The organism is Streptomyces durbertensis (assembly GCF_014156695.1).
GTDB classification, from domain to species: Bacteria; Actinomycetota; Actinomycetes; order Streptomycetales; family Streptomycetaceae; genus Streptomyces; species Streptomyces durbertensis.
Genome location: NZ_WMLF01000026.1, coordinates 1 through 23,753 on the forward strand (window position 1 = coordinate 1; position 23,753 = coordinate 23,753).

The 23,753-nt window shown below is 71.1% G+C and carries 22 protein-coding genes; all 22 read left to right on the top strand.

The window, feature by feature from the left end; all coding sequences use genetic code 11:
• Positions 1-368 precede the first annotated feature (368 nt).
• Positions 369-1,583, top strand: a complete 1,215-nt coding sequence (locus GL263_RS03210; RefSeq protein WP_182854008.1) for a cation:proton antiporter — start codon at positions 369-371, stop codon at positions 1,581-1,583.
• 119 nt (positions 1,584-1,702) lie between these two features.
• Entirely contained in the window at positions 1,703-2,143 is a 441-nt protein-coding gene (locus GL263_RS03215) for a response regulator (protein ID WP_182854009.1), read from the top strand.
• Positions 2,144-2,192: 49 nt separating this feature from the next.
• Positions 2,193-3,044 (top strand): DALR anticodon-binding domain-containing protein, encoded by an 852-nt coding sequence (locus tag GL263_RS03220; protein ID WP_182854010.1) that lies wholly within the window; start codon positions 2,193-2,195, stop codon positions 3,042-3,044.
• A 16-nt stretch (positions 3,045-3,060) separates the two neighbouring features.
• Positions 3,061-4,449 (top strand): diaminopimelate decarboxylase, encoded by a 1,389-nt coding sequence (gene lysA, locus GL263_RS03225; protein WP_182854011.1) that lies wholly within the window; start codon positions 3,061-3,063, stop codon positions 4,447-4,449.
• 116 nt (positions 4,450-4,565) lie between these two features.
• Positions 4,566-5,921: a homoserine dehydrogenase gene (locus GL263_RS03230; protein ID WP_182854012.1), complete on the top strand. Its 1,356-nt coding sequence runs from the start codon at positions 4,566-4,568 to the stop codon at positions 5,919-5,921.
• A gap of 5 nt (positions 5,922-5,926) precedes the next feature.
• The gene (gene thrC / locus GL263_RS03235) at positions 5,927-7,075 is read left to right on the top strand and encodes a threonine synthase (protein WP_182854013.1); all 1,149 of its coding nucleotides are present in this window, start codon (positions 5,927-5,929) and stop codon (positions 7,073-7,075) included.
• Between the two features lie 438 nt (positions 7,076-7,513).
• Positions 7,514-8,536: a homoserine kinase gene (thrB, locus tag GL263_RS03240; protein ID WP_182854014.1), complete on the top strand. Its 1,023-nt coding sequence runs from the start codon at positions 7,514-7,516 to the stop codon at positions 8,534-8,536.
• A gap of 349 nt (positions 8,537-8,885) precedes the next feature.
• The gene (rho, locus tag GL263_RS03245) at positions 8,886-10,895 is read left to right on the top strand and encodes a transcription termination factor Rho (RefSeq protein ID WP_182854015.1); all 2,010 of its coding nucleotides are present in this window, start codon (positions 8,886-8,888) and stop codon (positions 10,893-10,895) included.
• Between the two features lie 140 nt (positions 10,896-11,035).
• Positions 11,036-11,254 carry a 50S ribosomal protein L31 gene (gene rpmE / locus GL263_RS03250; protein WP_143647010.1) on the top strand — a complete coding sequence of 73 codons (219 nt, stop codon included), beginning with the start codon at positions 11,036-11,038 and terminating at the stop codon, positions 11,252-11,254.
• 126 nt (positions 11,255-11,380) lie between these two features.
• Complete coding sequence (gene prfA, locus GL263_RS03255; RefSeq protein WP_182854016.1) at positions 11,381-12,451, top strand: peptide chain release factor 1; 1,071 nt, start codon at positions 11,381-11,383, stop codon at positions 12,449-12,451.
• A gap of 87 nt (positions 12,452-12,538) precedes the next feature.
• Complete coding sequence (prmC, locus tag GL263_RS03260) at positions 12,539-13,384, top strand: peptide chain release factor N(5)-glutamine methyltransferase (RefSeq protein ID WP_182854017.1); 846 nt, start codon at positions 12,539-12,541, stop codon at positions 13,382-13,384.
• Positions 13,384-14,031: an L-threonylcarbamoyladenylate synthase gene (locus GL263_RS03265; protein ID WP_182854018.1), complete on the top strand. Its 648-nt coding sequence runs from the start codon at positions 13,384-13,386 to the stop codon at positions 14,029-14,031. The genes prmC and GL263_RS03265 overlap by 1 nt, the downstream gene beginning before the upstream one ends.
• Positions 14,028-14,669, top strand: coding sequence for an arsenate reductase/protein-tyrosine-phosphatase family protein (locus GL263_RS03270; protein WP_182854019.1), 642 nt, complete (start codon positions 14,028-14,030; stop codon positions 14,667-14,669). The genes GL263_RS03265 and GL263_RS03270 overlap by 4 nt, the downstream gene beginning before the upstream one ends.
• A gap of 129 nt (positions 14,670-14,798) precedes the next feature.
• A complete protein-coding gene (locus tag GL263_RS03275) occupies positions 14,799-16,145 on the top strand; it encodes an MraY family glycosyltransferase (protein WP_182854020.1) in 1,347 nt (448 codons plus the stop codon).
• A gap of 243 nt (positions 16,146-16,388) precedes the next feature.
• Positions 16,389-16,820 (top strand): Cg1360 family ATP-synthase-associated protein, encoded by a 432-nt coding sequence (locus GL263_RS03280; protein ID WP_182854021.1) that lies wholly within the window; start codon positions 16,389-16,391, stop codon positions 16,818-16,820.
• 268 nt (positions 16,821-17,088) lie between these two features.
• A complete protein-coding gene (gene atpB, locus GL263_RS03285) occupies positions 17,089-17,898 on the top strand; it encodes a F0F1 ATP synthase subunit A (RefSeq protein WP_182854022.1) in 810 nt (269 codons plus the stop codon).
• An 86-nt stretch (positions 17,899-17,984) separates the two neighbouring features.
• On the top strand, positions 17,985-18,218 hold the full coding sequence (gene atpE, locus GL263_RS03290; protein WP_182854023.1) for an ATP synthase F0 subunit C: 234 nt from the start codon (positions 17,985-17,987) through the stop codon (positions 18,216-18,218).
• Positions 18,219-18,264: 46 nt separating this feature from the next.
• Entirely contained in the window at positions 18,265-18,801 is a 537-nt protein-coding gene (locus tag GL263_RS03295) for a F0F1 ATP synthase subunit B (RefSeq protein WP_182854024.1), read from the top strand.
• Positions 18,798-19,622 carry a F0F1 ATP synthase subunit delta gene (locus GL263_RS03300; protein WP_182854025.1) on the top strand — a complete coding sequence of 275 codons (825 nt, stop codon included), beginning with the start codon at positions 18,798-18,800 and terminating at the stop codon, positions 19,620-19,622. Before GL263_RS03295 ends, GL263_RS03300 begins: the two co-directional genes overlap by 4 nt.
• Positions 19,623-19,746: 124 nt before the next feature.
• Positions 19,747-21,318, top strand: a complete 1,572-nt coding sequence (atpA, locus tag GL263_RS03305; RefSeq protein WP_182854026.1) for a F0F1 ATP synthase subunit alpha — start codon at positions 19,747-19,749, stop codon at positions 21,316-21,318.
• 2 nt (positions 21,319-21,320) lie between these two features.
• Positions 21,321-22,247: a F0F1 ATP synthase subunit gamma gene (locus GL263_RS03310; protein WP_182854027.1), complete on the top strand. Its 927-nt coding sequence runs from the start codon at positions 21,321-21,323 to the stop codon at positions 22,245-22,247.
• A 2-nt stretch (positions 22,248-22,249) separates the two neighbouring features.
• Positions 22,250-23,692: a F0F1 ATP synthase subunit beta gene (atpD, locus tag GL263_RS03315; protein WP_182854028.1), complete on the top strand. Its 1,443-nt coding sequence runs from the start codon at positions 22,250-22,252 to the stop codon at positions 23,690-23,692.
• Positions 23,693-23,753: the final 61 nt, after the last annotated feature.

The following is a 23,753-nucleotide window of genomic DNA, read 5'->3' on the forward strand; positions in this document are numbered from 1 at the left end:
GAGTTGACCCGCCCTCGTGCCGCGCCGGTGCCGCTTCGGCCACCCCCACGACGCCCACACGCGCACCACCCTAGGGCGGGGGTCTGACAACCGGGCTCGACCGTGGGCGGGGCGGGCGACCGGTGGCAGCCGGCCGAATCGGGCGAGGCCGTGCGGCCGTTCGGCGTCGACCGGCGGCAACACCGCCGCCGGCACCCGGTCATCTCTGCGAAATAATTCCTTTGCTAAGCTAACTATTAACGTATCCTTGACGCCCCCGGCAGCTCGCCGACGACCCGGCCCGCCGCCGCACCCGGAGGTGAACCATCAGAGCCGAGACATCCGACCGTCCGTCGCCCGTGTCCGACCCGACCCGTACGAGGTAGCCCGTGGGCCACGCTGAGACCCTGATCGCTCTCGGCGGTGCCTTCGTGGCCGCCGCCGTACTCGCCCGACTGGGAGGCCGGATAGGGCTCCCCACGATCCCGCTGTTCATCCTCGCGGGCATCCTCCTCGGCCCGAACACCCCGGGCTTTGTCCTCATCGAGGACCCGCACACCCTGGAGATGCTCTCCGCGCTCGGCCTGGTGCTGCTGCTCTTCTACCTGGGGCTGGAGTTCCACGTCGACGACCTCAGGTCCGGCGGACGCCGCATGGCGCTGGCCGGCGGCATGTACCTGCTGCTCAACGTCGGCGCCGGACTCGGCTTCGGGCTTGCCCTCGGCTGGGGCACCGCGGAGGCGCTGGTACTGGCCGGCGTGCTCGGCATCTCCTCCTCGGCGATCGTCACCAAGGTCCTGGTCGACCTCGGGCGGATCGGCAACCCCGAGACCCGGCCGATCCTCGGCATCATCGTCGTCGAGGACATCTTCCTCGCCCTCTACCTGGCGGTGCTGCAGCCGCTCATCTCCGGCTCGGACAGCTTCGGCGGCACGGCACTCCAGGTCGCCAAGGCGTTCGCGTTCCTGCTGCTGCTCGCCGTCGCCGCCCGCTGGGGAACCCACCTGGTGGGCCGGCTCTTCCGGATCAAGGACGACGAACTGCTCGTCGTCTCCTTCCTCGGCGCCGCCGTGCTGGTGGCGGGCGTCGGTGAACTGTTCGGCGTGGCGGACGCCATCGGCGCCTTCATGGTCGGCCTCATCCTCGGCAACACGACGTCGGGGGAGCGCATCCGGGAACTCGTCCACCCCCTGCGGGACGCCTTCGCCGCCATCTTCTTCTTCGCCTTCGGTCTCTCGATCGACCCCGGCGACCTGCCGAGCGTCCTGACGCCGGTACTGCTGGCGGTGACCCTGACGCTCACCATGAACGTGATCGCCGGCCTGGTCACCTCCCGCATCTACGGCTTCGGCCCCGGCCCCACCGCCAACGTGGCCACCACGCTGCTCGCCCGCGGCGAGTTCGCGCTGATCCTCGCGGCGATGGCGGCCACCGCGGGACTGGACGCGCGCCTGTCGCCGTTCATCGCCGGGTACGTGCTCATCCTGGCCGTCGTGGCGCCGCTGGTGGCCGGCCGCTCCGACTGGCTCGCCCGGCTGCTGCCGGACCGGCGCCCCGCCGCGGAGGAGCCGGCTGCCGAACCGCCGGTCACGGCCGGCCGCTGAGTACCGCGCGGGCCCGTCGGGGGCGCTTCCGCCCCGCACGGGCCCGCTTCCGGCACTCGCCCGGGCGGAAACAGGCAAAACCCGGACGCCGTCCAGGCACCCGCCCTACCCTTTGGTACGTGGCAGGTGCGTCCGGCCGGGTGCTCGTCGTGGACGACAACAGGACCATCCGGCAACTGATCAGGGTGAATCTCGAACTCGACGGCTTCGAGGTCGTGACCGCGACGGACGGGGCGGAGTGCCTCGACGTCGTCCATCACGCGCGCCCCGACGTCATCACCCTCGACGTCAGCATGCCCCGGCTCGACGGGCTGCGCACCGCCGAGCGGCTGCGCGTCGACCCCCGCACCCGGCACATCCCGTTGGCCCTGGTCAGCGGCTGCCCGACGGGCGGCGGGGAACTCGGCGTCGACGCCTTCCTGGCCAAGCCGTTCGACCCGGGCGAGCTCGTCCGCACGGTGCGGCGGCTGTACCAGTCGCGCCCCGCGGCCCTGCCCGACCTCTCCTCGGCGTCACCGAGGGTGAGCGGTGGTGCCGATTCCGTACTGGGTCATTCCTGAGGGCGAAACGGATTGGCCCCGCCGGGCCCGTTCTCCCTACTCTTTCCCCGTGACCCCAGCTCAGCTGTCCCGCGCCCTGTCGTCGGCGCTGCGCCGCGCCGTGGCCGAGGGGGAGCTGCCGCGGACGGCGGCCGAACCGCCGGCCGGGGTCACGCTGCGCAACCCCCCGCACGGCGACGCGGACTACGCGTCCAACCTCGCCCTGCGGCTCGCCGCGGCCACCGGCCACCCCGCCCGCAGCATCGCCGACGTCCTGCGCACCAGGCTGGTGCAGGAACCCGGCGTCGAGCGCGTCGAGGTGGCCGGACCCGGATTCCTGAACATCCGTCTCGCGGAGTCCGGCTGGACCGCCCTGGTGCGCCGCCTCACGGAACGCGGCCGGGCGGAACGACCGCAGGACCACGCGCCCCCGGAGAACCCGGCCGAGGACGCCGAGCGCTGGGCCGCCGTCACCGGCACCGCGCCCCGGATGGAACGCCGCGACGGCAACCCGCTCTTCCGCGTCCAGTACGCGCACTCCCGGGTCCGGGCGCTGCTGACCGCCGCCGACGCCCTCGGCTTCGCCCCCGAGCCGGGCCCCTACACCACCCGCGCGGAGGGCAGGCTGCTCGCCCTGCTCGCCGACTCGGCACGGATCGCCGAACGCTGCCCCGCGGCGGGTGGCAACACGGCCGACCCGGCAGACCCCGCCGCGTACGCGCCGCTCGCCCGCCACCTCACGGCCGTCGCCGACGCCTTCCTCGACTTCCACGACGCGCCCGGCGCCCGTCACGTGCTGCCGCGCGGCGACGAGAAACCCGAGGCCGCCCACCGCTCCCGGCTGGCCCTCGCCGAAGCCGCCGGGACGGTGCTGGCCGGCGGCCTGACCCAGCTCGGCATCAGCGCCCCGCACCATCTCTGAGGAGAACCGCGCCACCATGAGCCGTTCCGCCCATCCCGCTGGGCCCCGCCACGCCGACGTGCTGCCCGAGGGCCACTACAGCCCCCCGCCCGCCGACCTCAACGAACTCCACCCCCGGGTGTGGTCGCAGACCGCCACCCGCGACGAGAACGGTGTGCTGACCGTCGGGGGCGTGCCGGTCACCAGGCTCGCCGAGGAGTTCGGCACCCCCGCCTACTTCCTCGACGAGGACGACTTCCGGGCCCGCTGCCGCGCCTGGCGCGAGGCGTTCACCGACGCCGACGTCTACTACGCCGGCAAGGCGTTCCTCTCCCGCGCCGTCGTCCGCTGGCTGCACGAGGAGGGACTGAACCTCGACGTGTGCACCGGCGGTGAGCTGGCCACCGCGCTGGCCGCCGGCATGCCGCCCGAGCGCATCGCGATGCACGGCAACAACAAGTCGCTCGCCGAGCTGGAGAGGGCCGTCGAGGCCGGCGTCGGACGGATCGTGCTCGACTCCTTCCAGGAGATCGCCCGCCTCGCCCACGTCGCGCGGCGGTTCGGCCGCCGCCAGCCCGTCCAGCTGCGGGTCACCGTCGGCGTCGAGGCGCACACCCACGAGTTCATCGCGACCGCGCACGAGGACCAGAAGTTCGGCCTGCCGCTCGCCGGCGACCAGGCGGCGGAGGGCGTCCGCCGCATCCTCGGGCACGACTCGCTGGAGCTGACCGGGCTGCACTCCCACATCGGTTCGCAGATCTTCGACACCTCCGGCTTCGAGGTCGCCGCCCACCGGGTGGTCGGCCTGCTCGCCCGCATCCGCGACGAGCACGGCGTCGAACTGCCCGAGATCGACCTCGGCGGCGGGCTCGGAATCGCCTACACCCCCGACGACGACCCGGCGGCGCCGCACGACATCGCCAAGTCCCTGGAGCAGATCGTCGGCCGGGAGTGCGAGGCAGCGGGGCTCTCGGTACCGCGGCTGTCGGTGGAGCCGGGCCGGGCCATCGTCGGCCCCACCGCGTTCACCCTCTACGAGGTCGGCACGCTCAAGCCGCTGGAAGGCCTGCGCACCTACGTCAGCGTCGACGGCGGCATGTCCGACAACATCCGCACCGCGCTGTACGACGCCCGGTACAGCATCGCGCTGGCCTCCCGGGAGTCCACCGCGCCGCCCATGTTGAGCAGGGTGGTGGGCAAGCACTGCGAAAGCGGCGATATCGTCGTCAGGGACGCCTTCCTCCCCGCCGACCTCGCGCCCGGCGACCTGCTGGCGGTGCCCGCCACGGGCGCCTACTGCCGCTCGATGGCGAGCAACTACAACCACGTTCCCAGGCCGCCGGTGGTGGCGGTCAGGGCCGGGGCCGCCAGGGTCGTCGTGCGCCGGGAGACCGAGGAGGACCTGCTGCGGCTCGACGTCGGGTGAAACCCGACACCCCGGTCGCCGTTTGAGATGCGGCGTCCGGATGTTGGACGATGAGTGGTGTTCCGGGTCCCGTGCGTGAGACTTGGCTGACAGAGAATGACAAGAATCGAGGTCGAATGATGCGTACGCGTCCGCTGAAGGTGGCGCTGCTGGGCTGTGGGGTTGTCGGCTCAGAGGTGGCGCGCATCATGACGACGCACGCGGACGACCTCGCGGCGCGCATCGGTGCCCCCGTCGAGCTGGCCGGGGTGGCCGTGCGCCGCCCCGGGCGGGTCCGGGCGGGCATCGACCCGGCCCTGGTCACCACCGACGCCACCGCGCTGGTCAAACGCGGCGACATCGACGTCGTGGTGGAGGTCATCGGCGGCATCGAGCCGGCCCGGAGGCTGATCACCACCGCGTTCGAGCACGGCGCCAGCGTGGTCTCCGCCAACAAGGCCCTGCTCGCCGAGGACGGCCCCGCCCTCCACCAGGCGGCCGAGGCGCACGGCGCCGACCTCTACTACGAGGCGGCCGTCGCCGGCGCCATCCCGCTGGTGCGGCCGCTGCGCGAGTCCCTGGTCGGCGACAAGGTCAACCGGGTGCTCGGCATCGTCAACGGCACCACCAACTTCATCCTCGACCGCATGGACACCAGCGGCGCCGGCTACGCGGAGGCGCTCGACGAGGCCACCGCGCTCGGCTACGCCGAGGCCGACCCCACGGCGGACGTTGAGGGCTTCGACGCCGCCGCCAAGGCCGCGATCCTGGCCGGCATCGCCTTCCACACCCGGGTGAGCCTGGACCAGGTGCACCGCGAGGGCATCACCGAGGTCACCGCCGCCGACATCCGCTCGGCCCGCCGCATGGGCTGCACGGTCAAGCTGCTCGCCATCTGCGAGCGGGCGCAGGACGGCAACTCGGTCACCGCCCGGGTGCACCCGGCGATGATCCCGCTCAGCCACCCGCTGGCGTCGGTGCGGGAGGCGTACAACGCGGTCTTCGTGGAGGCCGAGGCCGCTGGCCGGCTGATGTTCTACGGCCCCGGCGCCGGCGGCTCGCCGACCGCCTCCGCGGTGCTCGGCGACCTGGTCGCCGCCTGCCGCAACAAACTCTCCGGCGCGCGCGGCCCGGGCGAGTCCGCGTACACCCAGCTGCCGGTCAGCCCCACGGGCAAGGCCGTCACCCGCTACCACATCAGTCTCGACGTGTCCGACAAGCCCGGTGTGCTGGCGCAGTGCGCCATGGTCTTCGCCGAGCACGGGGTGTCCATCGACACCGTGAGGCAGCAGGGCAAGGCGGCCCCGGAGAACGCGGTGCCGTCGGGCGCCGAGGGCACCGTCGGGACCGCCGCCGCTTCCGACGGCGAGGCCTCACTGGTCGTCGTCACCCACCGCGCCACCGACGCCGCGCTCAGCGCGACCGTCGAGGCACTGCGCAAACTGGACACCGTACGGGGCGTCGCGAGCACCATGCGGGTCGAAGGGGAATAAGGGACATGTCTGCATCCGCCAGTTCATCCGCCAGCCCGTCCGCCGGCCCCTCCGGCGGCCCGTCCGCCGGTCGCGGCACCAGCGCGCAGTGGCGCGGCATCATCGAGGAGTACCGCGACCGCCTCCCGGTCACGGAGAACACGCCCGTCGTCACCCTCCGCGAGGGTGGCACCCCGCTGGTCCCGGCCCAGGTGCTGTCGGAGATGACCCGCTGCGAGGTGCACCTCAAGGTCGAGGGCGCCAACCCCACCGGCTCCTTCAAGGACCGGGGCATGACGATGGCGATCTCCAAGGCCAAGGAGGAGGGCGCCAAGGCCGTCATCTGCGCCTCCACCGGCAACACCTCCGCCTCCGCCGCCGCCTACGCGGTACGCGCCGGCATGGTCTGCGCGGTGCTGGTGCCCGAGGGCAAGATCGCGCTCGGCAAGATGGGGCAGGCGCTGGTGCACGGCGCCCGCATCCTCCAGGTGGACGGCAACTTCGACGACTGCCTCACCCTCGCGCGCGACCTGTCCGACCACTACCCGGTCGCACTGGTGAACTCGGTGAACCCGGCACGCATCGAGGGGCAGAAGACGGCCGCCTTCGAGATCGTCGACATGCTCGGCGACGCACCCGACATCCACGTGCTCCCGGTCGGCAACGCGGGCAACATCACGGCCTACTGGAAGGGCTACCGGGAGTACGCCGCGACCGGCCCCGACGGCGGTCCGGCGCGCTCCACCGGGACCCCGCGCATGTGGGGCTACCAGGCCTCCGGATCGGCGCCCCTCGTACGCGGCGAGCCGGTCAAGGACCCGCACACCATCGCCACCGCGATTCGCATCGGCAACCCCGCGTCCTGGCAGCAGGCCGAAGCCGCGCGGGACGAGTCCGGCGGCCACATCGACGAGGTGACGGACCGTCAGATCCTCGCGGCCTACCGGCTGCTCTCCGCCCAGGAGGGCGTCTTCGTCGAGCCGGCGTCCGCCGCGTCCGTCGCCGGGCTGCTGAAGGCCGCCCAGGACGGGCTGGTCGACCCGGGCCAGCGCATCGTCTGCACGGTGACCGGCAACGGCCTCAAGGACCCGGACTGGGCCGTGGCGGGCGCGCCGCAGCCGATCACCGTTCCGGTGGACGCCGCCGCCGCGGCCGAGCGGCTCGGCCTGGCCTGACGGCCCTCGCCCGGCGCCGGCACCGGCGCCGGGCATCCCGCCCTGCCGCCCCACACGGCGTCCCTCGCGCGAACGGTGCGAACGGCGACGTGACGGCTTGTCAGGGGGTGGGCTTCTGAAATCGGCCCGAGGATGGGACAATCCACCACACGGGCCGTCAGGAGCACGGAAAGCACACGACACGCATCGTGCGCCTCCCGTGCGCCCTGTGTCGCCGGCCGACCTTCCTTGGTTACGCTGGCGTCCAACCCCACCCAGTGCACATGACATGTGCCAAGGGCCTGCCCCGCACGTCACGGCCCGTCGCCACGACGGACACCGCAACGTGGGCCGGTCCCTCCCGCCAGACCCGACGGCCGCCGGCCGACCGGGTTTCGGGAGGACGGCGACCGGGGGAGCCTGCACAGAGCAACTCCGAGCAAGGAGAGTCGTCCAGCGATGGCCGGTCCCGCCTTCCGCGCCGCCGCCGTAAGGGTGCGCGTGCCCGCCAGCAGCGCCAACCTCGGCCCGGGTTTTGACGCCTTCGGCCTGGCGCTGGGCCTCTACGACGACGTGGTGGTCCGCGTCGCCGAGTCCGGCCTGGACATCGACATCGCGGGAGAGGGCGCCGACACGCTTCCCCGCGACGAGAGCCACCTGCTCGTGCGTTCCATGCGCGCCGCGTTCGACGTGCTGGGCGGCCAGCCGCGCGGCCTGGAGGTCGTCTGCGCCAACCGCATCCCGCACGGCCGCGGTCTCGGCTCCTCCAGCGCCGCGATCTGCGCCGGGATCGTCGCCGCCCGCGCGGTGGCCACCGGCGGCGCCGAGCGGCTGGACGACGCCGCGCTGCTCGAGCTCGCCTCCGAGATCGAGGGTCATCCGGACAACGTCGCCGCCTGCCTCTACGGCGGTTTCACGCTGGCCTGGACGGACGCCGGCGTGGCCCGGGCCGTGCGGATGGAGCCGGCCGCGTCCGTCGTCCCGGTGGTCTTCGTCCCGGCCCGCCCGGTGCTCACCGAGACGGCGCGCGGCCTGCTGCCCCGCCAGGTGCCGCACGTGGACGCCGCCGCCAACGCCGGGCGCGCCGCGCTGCTGGTCGAGGCCCTGACCCGGCGCCCCGAACTGCTGCTCGCCGCCACCGAGGACCGGCTCCACCAGGAGTACCGCGCGCCGGCCATGCCGGAGAGCCTGAACCTGGTGAACCGGCTGCGCGCGGACGGCGTACCGGCGGTCATCTCGGGCGCGGGCCCGACGGTCCTCGCGCTGACCGACGGGGACGCGGCCGACCAGGTCGAGAAGATCGCGCACGTCGCGGGCGAGGAGTGGGCCGCCAACCGGCTCGCCCTCGACACCGCCGGCGCCAGCGTCCTGCCGCTCTCGACGACGGGAACGGCGGGAACATCGGGAACGGCCGGGACCACCGAACCTTCGGGACCGACGGGGCAGACAGGGTCGGCGGGACCGACGGGAACCAGCCAGTGACACGATTGCCGGCCGTGGAAAGGGGGAATGTTTGCCAGGTCCGGTAGTGTTAACCTCAAGCCAGCACTCGCAGCCGCATGCGGTGTGGTGCTTCGAGTCCCCGAATCGGGGTTACTCAGTCTTCCGGGAATCTCCCACGCTGTCTGAGCTGCGCGCCGAGCAGTGTTGACCACATCCCGGGACGGCGTGACCGACGCACACCCCTCACGCCGGACATGAACCTATTCCTCCGCCGTACGCACAGGCGGGACCACCGCCACGGCACGGTCGCATCCGTGGACCGTAGCCGGACAGCACAACCGGTCGCCGAGCCAGACAGGCCGACGCCCGCTCCAGGGAAGGACCCTTCGTGAGCGACACCACCGATCTGATGGGCGTGAACGCCGACGCGCCTGCCAAGGACGCCTCCGCCGCGCCTGCCTCCGGTGCTGCCACCGGCACCACCGGGCGCCGGCGGCGCTCCGGTACCGGCCTTGAGGGCATGGTTCTGGCGGAGTTGCAGCAGATCGCCTCGGGCCTCGGTATCAAGGGCACCGCGCGCATGCGCAAGAGCCAGCTGATCGAGGTCATCAAGGAGAAGCAGGCTGCCACCGGCCAGAGCGGCGCCCCCGCCGCCGAGAAGAGCAGCGCCCCGACCAAGGCGGCCAAGGCCGCCGCGGGGGCCAAGGAGTCCGCGAAGGCGGACGCCGAGCCGGCGGCCGAGGCCGCCGCCAGGCCCAAGCGGCGCGCCACCTCGCGCGCCCGCACCGTCGAGGCCGCCGAGCCGGCCCAGCAGCAGATCGACATCCCCGGCCAGCCCGCCAGCGACTCCGCCGACGAGGGCCGCCGCGCCCGCGCGGCCGAGCAGCCGGCCGACAAGGTCGCCGCCCGCGCCGAGACCGGTGCCGCCGACGCCGCCAAGGCGGCGGAGGGCGCCGACGGCGAGGCCGGCCGCCAGGGCCGCCGCGCCGAGTCCGCCGACGCCGACGGCCGCGCCGACCGCCAGCAGGACCGCGGCGGCAAGCGGGACCGGCAGCGCGGCCGCCGCGAGGCCGGCCAGCAGGGCCAGCAGCAGACCGAGCAGCAGGGCGGCGGCCGTGGCCACCGCGAGCGCGACAACCGCGACAACCGCGACGACGACTTCGAGGGCGGCCGCCGCGGCCGCCGGGGCCGCTACCGCGACCGCCGGGGCCGTCGGGGCCGGGACGAGGCCGCCACCGAGCCGCAGATCAGCGAGGACGACGTCCTCATCCCGGTCGCCGGCATCCTCGACATCCTCGACAACTACGCGTTCGTGCGCACCACCGGCTACCTGCCGGGGCCGAACGACGTGTACGTCTCGCTGGCCCAGGTCCGCAAGAACGGCCTGCGCAAGGGCGACCACGTCACCGGCGCGGTGCGCCAGCCCCGCGACGGCGAGCGCCGCGAGAAGTTCAACGCGCTCGTCCGGCTGGACTCCGTCAACGGCATGGCCCCCGAAGAGGGCCGTGGCCGGGCCGACTTCAGCAAGCTCACCCCGCTGTACCCGCAGGAGCGGCTGCGGTTGGAGAGCGACCCGGGCGCGCTGACCACCCGGATCATCGACCTCGTCTCGCCCATCGGCAAGGGCCAGCGCGGTCTGATCGTCGCCCCGCCCAAGACGGGCAAGACGATGATCATGCAGGCGGTGGCCAACGCCATCACCCACAACAACCCCGAGTGCCACCTGATGGTCGTCCTGGTCGACGAGCGTCCGGAAGAGGTCACCGACATGCAGCGGTCGGTCAAGGGCGAGGTCATCTCCTCGACCTTCGACCGCCCGGCCGAGGACCACACGACCGTCGCCGAGCTGGCCATCGAGCGCGCCAAGCGCCTCGTGGAGCTGGGCCACGACGTGGTCGTCCTGCTGGACTCGATCACCCGCCTGGGCCGTGCCTACAACCTGGCCGCCCCGGCCTCCGGGCGCATCCTGTCCGGTGGTGTGGACTCCACCGCGCTCTACCCGCCGAAGAAGTTCTTCGGCGCCGCGCGCAACATCGAGGACGGCGGTTCGCTGACCATCCTGGCCACCGCGCTGGTCGAGACCGGCTCGCGCATGGACGAGGTGATCTTCGAGGAGTTCAAGGGCACCGGCAACATGGAGCTCAAGCTCGACCGCAAGCTCGCCGACAAGCGGATCTTCCCCGCGGTGGACGTCGACGCGTCCGGCACCCGCAAGGAGGAGATCCTCATGGGCAGCGAGGAACTGGCGGTCGTCTGGAAGCTCCGCCGGGTGCTGCACGCGCTGGACCAGCAGCAGGCCATCGAGCTGCTGCTGGACAAGATGCGGCAGACCAAGTCCAACGCCGAGTTCCTGCGGCAGATCCAGACCACCACGCCGGCGCCGGGCAACGGCGACTGACCGGCGGGTCCTGATCACCACCCGGGTGCGGACCCCGTTTTGGGAGATGCGTCATCCAGTGGCAGACTGGTACGTCGGCTCCGGTTCACGTCGCGCACAGGGCGTGGCGACCCGGCGCCCTCCCGAACCTAGGAGACACCTTGAAGCGCGACATCCACCCGGAGTACGTGGAGACCCAGGTCAGCTGCACCTGCGGCGCCTCCTTCACCACCCGGAGCACCGTGACCGACGGCACCATCCGTGCCGAGGTCTGCTCCGAGTGCCACCCCTTCTACACCGGCAAGCAGAAGATCCTCGACACCGGTGGCCGCGTGGCCCGCTTCGAGGCCCGCTTCGGCAAGAAGGCCGCGGCCAAGTAGCGACCCGACAGCGCCGGTTCCCGTCCCGCCCCGCCCGGCGGCACGGGACCGGCGCTTTGTCGTCCCGGGGAGCCCGGGGTGTCACCGGGCGCAGGCCCATCCCACTTCTGCGAAGGACTTCTTCCGATGTTCGAGGCCGTCGAGGATCTGATCGGCGAGCACGCCGACCTCGAGAAACAGCTCGCGGACCCGGCCATCCACGCCGACCAGGCCGGCGCGCGAAGGCTCAACAAGCGCTACGCCGAGCTCACCCCCATCGTCGCGGCCTACCGCGACTGGCGGCAGACCGGCGAGGACATCGAGACCGCGCGGGAGCTGGCCGCCGACGATCCCGACTTCTACGCCGAGATCAAGGAGCTGGAGGCGCGCCGCGAGGAGCTGACCGACCGGCTGCGCCTGCTTCTTGTGCCCCGGGACCCGAGTGACGACAAGGACGTCATCCTGGAGATCAAGGCCGGCGAGGGCGGCGACGAGTCCGCGCTGTTCGCCGGCGACCTCCTGCGCATGTACCTGAGGTACGCCGAACGGCAGGGCTGGAAGACGGAGCTGATCGAGGCCAACGAGTCCGACCTCGGCGGCTACAAGGACGTGCAGGTCGCCGTGAAGGCCAAGGGGCAGAGCGAGCCCGGGCAGGGCGTGTGGGCCCGGCTGAAGTACGAGGGCGGGGTGCACCGGGTGCAGCGCGTCCCGGCCACCGAGTCCCAGGGCCGCATCCACACCTCGGCGGCCGGTGTGCTCGTGCTGCCCGAGGCGGAGGACGTCGACGTCGAGATCAACCCGAACGACCTGCGGATCGACGTCTACCGGTCCTCCGGACCCGGCGGCCAGTCGGTCAACACCACCGACTCGGCGGTGCGCATCACCCACCAGCCGTCCGGCATCGTCGTCTCCTGCCAGAACGAGAAGAGCCAGCTCCAGAACAAGGAGCAGGCGCTGCGCATCCTGCGCGCCCGGCTGCTGGCCGCCGCGCAGGAGGAGGCCGAGCGGGAGGCGTCGGACGCCCGGCGCAGCCAGGTCCGCACGGTTGATCGCTCCGAGCGCGTCCGTACGTACAACTTCCCGGAGAACCGCATCTCCGACCACCGTGTCGGCTTCAAGGCGTACAACCTGGACCAGGTGCTCGACGGCGAGCTGGACCCGGTGATCCAGGCGTGCGTCGACGCCGACGCCGCCGCGAAGCTGGCCGCCGCGCAGTGAGCGCGGCGGGGTCCGACGGCCCGGGGTTCCGGGGCCCGCGGTGAGCAGGTCCGTAAAGCATCCGAAGGGGCGGATAGGCAGACGATCATGAACCTTCTCCTGGCCGAGGTGGCGCAGGCCACCCAGCGCCTGGCCGACGCAGGGGTGCCCTCCCCGCGCTTCGACGCGGAGGAGCTGGCGGCGTTTGTCCACCGGGTCAAGCGCAGCGAGCTGCACCGGGTGGCCGACGGCGACTTCGACGCCCGCTACTGGGAGGTCGTCGCCCGCCGCGAGGCCCGCGAACCACTCCAGCACATCACCGGCCGCGCGTTCTTCCGGTACCTCGAACTCCACGTCGGCAAGGGCGTCTTCGTGCCCCGACCGGAGACGGAGTCGGTGGTCGGCTGGGCGATAGACGCGGTACGGGCGATGGACGTCGCCGAACCGCTGATCGTCGACCTGTGCACCGGCTCGGCGGCCATCGCCCTCGCGCTGGCCCAGGAGGTGCCGCGCTCCCGGGTGCACGCCGTGGAACTCGACGAGGGCGCGCTCGCGTGGGCCCGGAAGAACGTCGAGGGCTCCCGCGTCGTCCTGCACCACGGGGACGCCAGGACGGCCCTGCCGGAGCTGGACGGCCAGGTCGACCTGGTGATCTCCAACCCGCCGTACATCCCGCTCACCGAGTGGGAGTACGTGGCGCCCGAGGCGCGCGACCACGACCCGCAGCTGGCGCTGTTCTCCGGGGAGGACGGCCTGGACCTCATCAGAGGGCTGGAACGCACCGCGCACCGCCTGCTCAGACCGGGCGGCGTGGTCGTGGTGGAGCACGCCGACACCCAGGGCGGCCTGGTCCCGTGGATCTTCACCGAGGACCGCGGCTGGGCCGACGCCGCCGACCACCCCGACCTGAACAACCGACCCCGATTCGCCACAGCCCGCAGGGAGGTGCCGTGATGGCACGGCGGTACGACTGCACCGAAGCGACCGACCGCAGGACCGGCCTGCGCGAGGCGGCAGCCGCCGTCCGCCGCGGAGAGCTTGTCGTCCTGCCCACGGACACTGTCTACGGCATCGGCGCCGACGCCTTCAGCCCGGAGGCCGTCGGTGACCTGCTGGACGCCAAGGGCCGCGGTCGCGGCATGCCCTCCCCGGTGCTCATCGGCTCCCCGAACACCCTGCACGGCCTCGTCACCGACCTCTCCGAGGCGGCCTGGGACCTCGTCGACGCCTTCTGGCCCGGCGCGCTGACCGTCGTCGCCCGCCACCAGCCGTCGCTCACCTGGGACCTCGGCGACACCAGCGGCACGGTCGCCATCCGGATGCCGCTGCACCCGGTGGCGATCGAGCTGCTGACCGACGTCGGCCCGATGGCCGTCTCCTCCGCCAACCTCACCGGCCACCCGGCGCCCCAGGACTGCCAGAGCGCCCAGGACATGCTCGGCGACTCCGTCGCCGTCTACCTCGACGGCGGCCCGACACCGGCGGCCGTGCCGTCCTCCATCGTCGACGTCACCGGCGAGGTACCGGTGCTGCTGAGGGCGGGCGCGATCAGCGCGGAGGAGCTGCGCAAGGTCGCGCCCGGGCTGAGGGAGGCCAGTTGACCGCGCCTTCTGGGCGTGGCATACCGGCGGCCGACACCTTCCGCATCCTCCACGTCTCCACCGGCAACGTGTGCCGCTCGCCGATCACCGAGCGGCTGAACCGCCATGCCCTGGCGGCCCGGCTGGAGGACGGCCTGAGCACGGCGTTGCTCGTCGAGAGCGCCGGCACGTGGGGCCACGAGGGCGCCCCCATGGAGGAGCACGCCGCGACCGTGTTGGCCGACTACGGCGCCGACCCCGCCGGCTTCCGGGGGCGTGAGCTGCTGGACGAGCACGTCATCCGCGCCGACCTCGTCCTGACCGCCACCCGGGACCACCGCGCCCAGGTCATCTCGATGGGGCACTCCGCCGGGCTGCGCACGTTCACCCTGAAGGAGTTCACCCGGCTCGTACGTGCCATAGACCCGGCGACGCTGCCGGCGGCGGACAGCCCGGACACCGTCGCCCAGCGGGCCCGCGCCCTGGTGCAGGCGGCGGCCGCGCTGCGCGGCTGGCTGCACGCGCCCAGCGCCGAGGCGGACGAGGTCTACGACCCGTACGGCGCGCCCATCAGCTACTTCCGCAGCGTCGGCGAGGAGATCAGCGCCGCGCTCGATCCGGTGGTCACCGCCCTCACCGGGGTGCCGGCGCGAACGTGACCGGCCGCTCGTCCGGCCGCCTGAGCGGTGGCCCGCCCCGCCCCGGGAGCGGCCGCCGGAACCGGTCGGCGGGGCGGCCGTGTCCTAAGGTGTGGGCCTTAGGACGCTCGATGAACTTCTGGGGAGCCCGTGCGTGAGTATCTGCTGACGTTGTGCGTCACAGCCGCCGTCACCTACCTGCTGGTCGGCCCGGTGCGGAAGTTCGCCATCGCCGCGGGCGCCGTACCGCCGGTCAGGGCGCGCGACGTGCACCGCGAGCCCACGCCCCGGCTCGGCGGCATCGCGATGTTCGGCGGACTGTGCGCCGGCCTGCTCGTGGCCTCCCAACTCACCAACATCGGCGACGTCTTCACCCAGTCCGACGAACCGCGCGCACTGCTCGCCGGCGCCGGCATCATCTGGCTGCTCGGCGTGCTCGACGACAAGTGGGGTGTGGACGCCCTCGTCAAGCTCGGCGGGCAGATGATCGCCGCCGGAGTGATGGTCTGGCAGGGGTTGACGATCCTCTGGCTGCCCATCCCGACGGTCGGCATGGTCGCGATCACGCCCCTGCAGGGCACGTTGCTCACGGTCGCGCTGGTCGTCGTCACGATCAACGCGGTCAACTTCGTGGACGGCCTCGACGGCCTCGCCGCCGGCATGGTCTGCCTGGCCGCCATGGCGTTCTTCATGTACGCCTACCGCATCTGGTACAGCTACGGCATCTCCGCCGCGGCCCCGGCCACCCTGTTCGCCGCCGTGCTCATGGGCGTCTGCATCGGCTTCCTCCCGCACAACATGCACCCCGCCCGCATCTTCATGGGCGACTCCGGCTCGATGCTGATCGGCCTGGTGCTGGCCGCCGGCGCGGTCTCCATCACCGGGCAGGTCGACCCGGACGCGCTGAAGCTCTTCGACGGCTCGGAGAAGGCGGCGGTGCAGGCCACCGTGCCCGTCTACATCCCGCTGCTGCTGCCGCTGACCATCCTCGCGGTACCACTCGCCGACCTGATCCTGGCGATCGTCCGCCGCACCTGGAACGGCCAGTCGCCGTTCGCGGCCGACCGGGGGCACCTCCACCACCGGCTGCTGGAGATCGGGCACTCGCACAGCCGCGCGGTGCTGATCATGTACTTCTGGTCGGCGCTGATCGCGTTCGGCGCGGTGGCCTTCTCGGTACGGCAGTCGGCGAGCATGGTGATCGTTCTCACCATCATGCTGCTGAGCGCGGCCGGACTGGTCGTCCTGCTACTGCCGCGCTTCAACCCCCGGGTGCCGATGTGGGCCCAGCGCGTGGTCCCACCGCGCTACCGCCTGCACCCCGCCCCGCCTGCGGCCCAAGGCGCCGCCTCCCGCCCGGCCGGCACCGGGACCGACCCCGCGGAGCGGCCGGCCGGCCCGGAGACCACGGCCCGGGCGGCCGGTCTGAACGGCTCGACCGCCGTCGGCGAACGCCACCGCTTCACCGTCCGCCGGAAGATCGACACCCCGTCATAACGGGGCAGTTGGTGCGAACCCCCGCCCGTCACGCACAGATGACAGGGTTAGCTCTCAGGTGTGACAACCTGCACACCAAGTAGGTAAAGACCTCATCAAATAGTTTGTGATACCGTTCACGAGAACCGGCAGGGAGTCGGGGGGACGTGGTGCGACGGCCCTCACCCGCGTGGTCACGCAGCCGGATTCGCTCAGTAAGTTGAGCCGTTCAGACCTTTCCGTTTCCTTGCTGGAGCAGCATTCATGCAGTCGAACGACGCCCGGATCCTTCGCGGCGCCGCGATCCCGACCGCCCTCACCGGCCTGATCGGCGTGGGTGTCTCCGGAGCGGTGGCCGGCGGTCAGGGTGCGCTCGGTGCCGCCGTCGGCACGGTGCTGGTGCTGCTGTTCTTCACCGCCGGCCTGCACGGCCTCGGGATCGTCGGCAGGAAGTGGCCGGAGCTGTTGATGGGGGCCGGCCTGCTCGTCTACACGACGCAGATCTTCGCCCTGTTGATCGCCCTGTTCATCTTCCGCGACGCCGACTACCTCAACGGCCGTGCGCTGGGCTTCACCGCGCTCGCCTGCGCCCTCGTCTGGCCCGCCGCTCAGGCGTGGATGCAGACCCGGGTCAAGACCCTCTACGTCGACACCGACGGCCCTTCGGCCGACGGCGGCAAGGGGAGTGGCGCGTGAGTGTCGCCCGTGGCCGCCCTGAAGGCAGGGGCGATATAACAACCCTCTCGGCGGGCTGCTATGGTCCGACGCCGAGAGTGCTGCGAGCGAAGCAGCGCGCGCTGTGCGGGACAGCGCCGCGTGCTCCCCACTTGTGTGCGGGTCGCCCTGCCGCGATGCCGGTCGCCCCTCGCTCCCGCGATACCCAGTCCAGTGCCGCTACGTGGCCGTGTGCCACGCCGACACATCGAGGTAGCCGTACCTATGCGTCAGACCGAAGGAGCTCGCGGTGAGTAGTGACCAGTTGCTCGCCTTCGAGGTCGACTGTCACCTGTTCAAGGATTGCGGCTTCGACGCCCCCGGCGTGCACTCGTTCTTCTTCGAGCCGATCTTCACGATCGGCCCGTTGAACTTCAACAAGCCGATGCTCCTGGCGATCGTCGGTACCGCCCTCATCCTGTCCTTCTTCTGGGCCGCCTTCTCCAAGCCGAAGCTGGTGCCGGGGAAGATGCAGATGATCGCCGAGATCCTCTACGACTTCGTCCGTCGGGGTATCGCGCGAGAGGTGATGGGCAAGAAGGGCGAGCCGTTTGTCCCCTTCCTCGTCTCGATCTTCTTCTTCGTCTGGATGCTCAACCTCTGGGCACTGATCCCGCTCGCCCAGTTCCCGGTCAGCTCGGTGATCGCCTACCCGGTCGCGCTCGCGCTGATCGTCTGGGTCGTCTACATGACCGTCACCTTCAAGACCAACGGCTTTGTCGGCGGCATCCGCAACCTGTGTGTCCCGGGCGGGCTGCCCAAGCCCATCTACGTCATCCTGACGCCCATCGAGTTCATCTCGAACATCTTCGTGCGGCCCTTCACGCTGGCCGTCCGACTCTTCGCGAACATGTTCGCGGGCCACATCCTGATCCTGATCTTCACGATCGCGACCTGGTACATGCTCGGCACCGTCCTCGGTACCGTCTACGCCACCGCGTCGTTCGCGATGACGCTGGTCATCACGGTGTTCGAGATGTTCATCCAGGCCCTGCAGGCCTACGTCTTCACCGTGCTGGCGGCCACCTACCTCTCCCAGGCGCTCGAAGAGGCGCACTGAGAGTCCGCGGCAACAGCCACCGCCCAACCCCCTAAACGTCCGGTGGACCAACCACCCACCGGCCCACCAAGAGAAGGAACCACGGAATGTCTGCTCTCGAGACCCTCGCGGCCGTCAACGGCAACATCGGCACCGTCGGCTACGGCCTCGCCGCGATCGGCCCGGGTATCGGCGTCGGTTACATCTTCGGTAACGGTGTGCAGGCCATCGCCCGGCAGCCCGAGGCCGCCGGCCTGATCCGCCAGAACATGCTGCTCGGCTTCGCGGTCGTCGAGGCCCTCGCCCTGATCGGCTTCGTCGTTCCGTTCATCCTCAACTGACGGTCCGGTCGCAACCACCACGACGGATTCGACGGAAAGGTCCACCATGTTGCACCTGCTGGCGGCGGAGGAGCAGGATCCCCTGTTCCCCGTCTGGCCCGAGGTCCTCATCGGCTCGATCACCTTTGCGATCATCTTCTTCGTCTTCTACAAGAAGCTGCTCCCCTCGATCAACGCGGCGCTGGAGAAGCGCCACGACGAGATCGTCGGTGGCATGGAGCGTGCGCAGCAGGCTCAGGATGAGGCGCAGCAGACGCTCGAGGAGTACCGCGAGCAGCTGAAGGACGCTCGTCACGAGGCCGCGCGCCTGCGCCAGGAGGCGCAGGAGCAGGGCGCCGCGCTCATCGCAGAGATGCGCGCGGAAGGCCAGCGGCAGCGTGAGGAGATCATCGCCACCGGTCACGCCCAGATCGAGGCCGACCGCAAGCAGGCGTCGCTGGCCCTGCGCCAGGACGTCGGCAAGCTGGCCACCGAGCTGGCCGGCCGACTGGTGGGTGAGTCCCTCGAGGACCACGCCCGCCAGAGCCGGGTCATCGACCGCTTCCTCGACGAGCTCGAGGAGAAGGCCGAGGCCGCCCGATGAACGGAGCGAGCCGCGAGGCACTGGCGTCCGCCAAGGAACGGCTCGACGCGCTCACGGACAACACGTCCGTGGACGCCGTCAAGCTGGCCGACGAGCTGGCCGCCGTCACCGCGCTGCTCGACCGTGAGGTGTCGCTGCGTCGGGTCATCACCGACCCGGCGCAGTCCGGCGAGGCCAAGGCCGAGCTGGTCGGACGCCTCCTGGGCGGCCAGGTGGGCGGCGAGACCGTCGACCTCGTCTCCGGCATGGTCCGCTCCCGCTGGTCGCGTCCGCGCGACCTGGTGGACGCGGTCGAGGTCCTGGCGGACATCGCCGACCTGATCGCGGCCGAGCGGGACGGCACGCTGGACGACGTGGAGGACGAGATCTTCCGCTTCGGTCGGATCGTCTCCAGCTCGCCCGACCTCCGGGCGGCGCTGACGGGCAACACCGAGCAGGCGTCCTACAAGAGCGCGCAGACCGAGCTGCTTCGCCGGCTGCTGGGCGGACGGGCCAAGCCCGCCACCGAGCGCCTGGTGATCCGACTCGTCGCGCACCCGCGTGGACGTAGCCTGGAAGGTGGGCTGGAGTCGCTGTCCAAGCTCGCCGCGGAGCGCCGGGGCCGTTCGGTCGCCGTCGTCACCTCGGCGGTGCCGCTCAGCGACACCCAGAAGCAGCGTCTGGGCGCCGCGCTCAGCCGGATCTACGGCCGCCAGGTGCACATCAACCTGGACGTGGACCCGGCGGTGCTCGGCGGCATCTCGGTCCGGATCGGTGACGAGGTCATCAACGGCAGCATCAGCGACCGGCTGGACGACGTCGAGCGGCGGATGGCCGGCTGACCCCGGTCCCACCAACTCAACAAGCAGTAAGTAGCGGCCCGAGTTGGGCCGACAGCACCCTTCTGGGGGACGACCCCAGACCCCCAGATACATACGGGCCCAACAAGGAGAGCAGGGAACCCAGATGGCGGAGCTCACGATCCGGCCGGATGAGATCCGGGACGCGCTGGAGAACTTTGTCCAGTCGTACAAGCCGGACGCGGCCTCGCGCGAAGAGGTCGGGACGGTCAGCGTTGCCGGCGACGGCATCGCGAAGATCGAGGGACTTCCCTCGGTCATGGCGAACGAGCTGCTGAAGTTCGAGGACGGCACCCTCGGTCTCGCCCTCAACCTCGAGGAGCGCGAGGTCGGCGCGGTCGTCCTCGGCGAGTTCAGCGGCATCGAGGAGGGCCAGCCGGTGCAGCGCACCGGTGAGGTGCTCTCCGTCGCGGTCGGTGACGGCTACCTCGGCCGTGTCGTCGACCCGCTGGGCAACCCGGTCGACGGCCTCGGCGAGATCGAGACCACCGGCCGTCGCGCGCTGGAGCTGCAGGCCCCCACGGTCATGCAGCGCAAGTCGGTGCACGAGCCGATGGAGACCGGCTACAAGGCCGTCGACGCCATGACCCCGGTCGGCCGCGGTCAGCGCCAGCTGATCATCGGCGACCGGCAGACCGGCAAGACGGCGCTCGCGGTCGACACGATCATCAACCAGCGTGACAACTGGCGCACCGGCGACCCGAAGAAGCAGGTCCGCTGCATCTACGTCGCCATCGGCCAGAAGGGCTCCACCATCGCCTCCGTGCGCGGTGCCCTGGAGGAGGCCGGCGCGCTGGAGTACACGACGATCGTGGCCGCCCCGGCGTCCGACCCGGCCGGCTTCAAGTACCTCGCCCCCTACACCGGCTCGGCCATCGGCCAGCACTGGATGTACGAGGGCAAGCACGTCCTGATCATCTTCGACGACCTGTCGAAGCAGGCCGACGCCTACCGCGCGGTCTCCCTGCTGCTGCGCCGCCCGCCGGGCCGTGAGGCCTACCCGGGTGACGTGTTCTACCTGCACTCCCGGCTGCTGGAGCGCTGCGCGAAGCTGTCGGACGAGATGGGCGCGGGCTCGATGACCGGTCTGCCGATCGTCGAGACCAAGGCCAACGACGTCTCGGCGTTCATCCCGACCAACGTCATCTCCATCACCGACGGCCAGTGCTTCCTGGAGTCCGACCTGTTCAACGCGGGCCAGCGGCCGGCGCTGAACGTCGGTATCTCGGTCTCCCGTGTGGGTGGCTCCGCCCAGCACAAGGCCATGAAGCAGGTCTCCGGCCGGCTGCGTGTGGACCTGGCCCAGTTCCGTGAGCTGGAGGCGTTCGCCGCCTTCGGTTCCGACCTGGACGCCGCGTCCAAGTCGGCCCTGGAGCGGGGTCAGCGCATGGTCGAGCTGCTGAAGCAGCCGCAGTACGCGCCGTACTCCACCGAGGACCAGGTCGTCTCGATCTGGGCCGGCACCACCGGTCTGATGGACGACGTCCCGGTCGTCGACATCCGCCGGTTCGAGCGCGAGCTGCTGGACTACCTCCACCGCGAGCACAAGGACCTGATGACCTCCATCCGCGAGGGCGGCAAGATGTCGGACGACACGCTGCAGAAGCTCGGCGGCACGATCAACAGCTTCAAGCAGCAGTTCGAGACCGCGGACGGCAAGCTCCTGGGCGAGGGCTGAGCATGGGTGCCCAGCTCCGGGTCTACAAGAGGCGGATCAAATCCGTCACGGCGACCAAGAAGATCACCAAGGCGATGGAGATGATCGCGGCTTCGCGCATCATCAAGGCCCAGCGCAAGGTGGAGGCGTCGACGCCCTACGCCGACGAGCTGACCGCCGCGGTCACCGCGGTGGCGTACGGCGCGGACGTCAAGCACCCGCTCACCACCGAGGCGGAGAACCCGACCCGGGCCGCGGTCCTGCTCGTCACGAGCGACCGCGGTCTGGCCGGCGGCTACTCGAGCAACGCGATCAAGGCCGCGGAGCTGTTGACGACCACGCTGACCAACGAGCGTAAGGACGTCCTCACCTACATCGTCGGCCGCAAGGGCGTGTCGTACTACAACTTCCGTGAGCGCAAGGTCGAGGACTCCTGGACCGGCTTCACGGACAGCCCGACGTACGCGGACGCCAAGGCCGTGTCGGCGCCGATCATCGAGGCGCTCCAGCGGCCCACCGTCGAGGGCGGCGTGGACGAGGTCCACGTGGTCTACACGCAGTTCGTCTCGATGATGACGCAGACCCCGGTCGAGCGCCGGATGCTGCCGCTCACGTTCGAGAAGACCGCCGAGGACTCGGCGAAGGTCTTCATGGGCGACCGGGTGCGGGCGCTGTACGACTTCGAGCCCTCCGCCGAGGAGGTGCTGGACGCACTGCTGCCCCGGTACATCGAGAGCCGCGTCTACAACGCCCTGCTGCAGGCCGCCGCCTCCGAGCACGCGGCCCGCCGCCGGGCGATGAAGTCGGCGACCGACAACGCCGAAGAAGTCATCAAGTCGTTCACACGGCTTGCCAACGCGGCCCGTCAGGCCGACATCACCCAGGAAATCAGCGAGATCGTCGGTGGAGCCAGCGCGCTGGCCGACGCGTCTGCGGGGAGTGACCGATAACAATGACAACCACTGCTCAGACGGCCGCCGCGACGGGCCGCGTCGCGCGGGTCATCGGCCCGGTCGTCGACGTGGAGTTCCCCGTCGACGCCATGCCGGAGATCTACAACGCCCTCACCGTCGAGGTCATGGACCCGGCCGAGGAGGGCAAGACCAAGACCCTGACGCTCGAGGTCGCCCAGCACCTCGGTGAGGGCCTGGTCCGCGCCATCTCCATGGAGCCGACCGACGGCCTGGTCCGCCAGGCCCCGGTCACCAACACCGGCGACGGCATCACCGTGCCCGTCGGCGACGTCACCAAGGGCCGGGTGTTCAACACCCTCGGCCGCATCCTGAACGAGCCCGAGGCCGAGGCCGAGGTCACCGAGCGCTGGTCCATCCACCGCAAGGCCCCCGCCTTCGACCAGCTCGAGTCCAAGACCGAGATGTTCGAGACCGGCCTGAAGGTCGTCGACCTGCTGACCCCGTACGTCAAGGGCGGCAAGATCGGTCTGTTCGGTGGTGCGGGCGTCGGCAAGACGGTCCTCATCCAGGAAATGATCATGCGTGTGGCGAAGCTGCACGAGGGCGTCTCCGTGTTCGCCGGCGTCGGCGAGCGCACCCGTGAGGGCAACGACCTCATCGAGGAGATGGCCGAGTCCGGCGTTCTCCCGCAGACCGCGCTGGTCTTCGGCCAGATGGACGAGCCGCCGGGCACCCGTCTGCGGGTCGCCCTGGCCGGTCTGACGATGGCGGAGTACTTCCGCGACGTCCAGAAGCAGGACGTGCTGTTCTTCATCGACAACATCTTCCGCTTCACCCAGGCCGGTTCCGAGGTCTCCACGCTGCTCGGCCGCATGCCCTCCGCGGTGGGCTACCAGCCGAACCTGGCGGACGAGATGGGTGTGCTCCAGGAGCGCATCACCTCGACCCGCGGTCACTCGATCACCTCGATGCAGGCGATCTACGTCCCCGCGGACGACCTGACCGACCCCGCCCCGGCGACGACCTTCGCCCACCTGGACGCCACGACCGTTCTGTCGCGTCCGATCTCGGAGAAGGGCATCTACCCGGCGGTGGACCCGCTGGACTCGACGTCCCGCATCCTGGACCCGCGCTTCATCTCGCAGGAGCACTACGAGTGCGCCTCCCGCGTCAAGGGGATCCTGCAGAAGTACAAGGACCTCCAGGACATCATCGCCATCCTCGGTATGGACGAGCTGGGCGAGGAGGACAAGCTCACCGTCCACCGCGCCCGTCGGATCGAGCGCTTCCTGTCGCAGAACACCCACGCGGCGAAGCAGTTCACCGGCCTCGACGGTTCCGACGTTCCGCTGGACGAGTCCATCGCGGCGTTCAACGCGATCGCCGACGGTGACTACGACCACTTCCCGGAGCAGGCGTTCTTCATGTGCGGTGGCCTGGACGACCTCAAGGCCAAGGCCAAGGAGCTGGGCGTCTCCTGACCCCGCTCCTCCGGTGAGGGGCGGGTCACCCCGCCCCTCACCGGAGGAGCGGGGTCAGGAG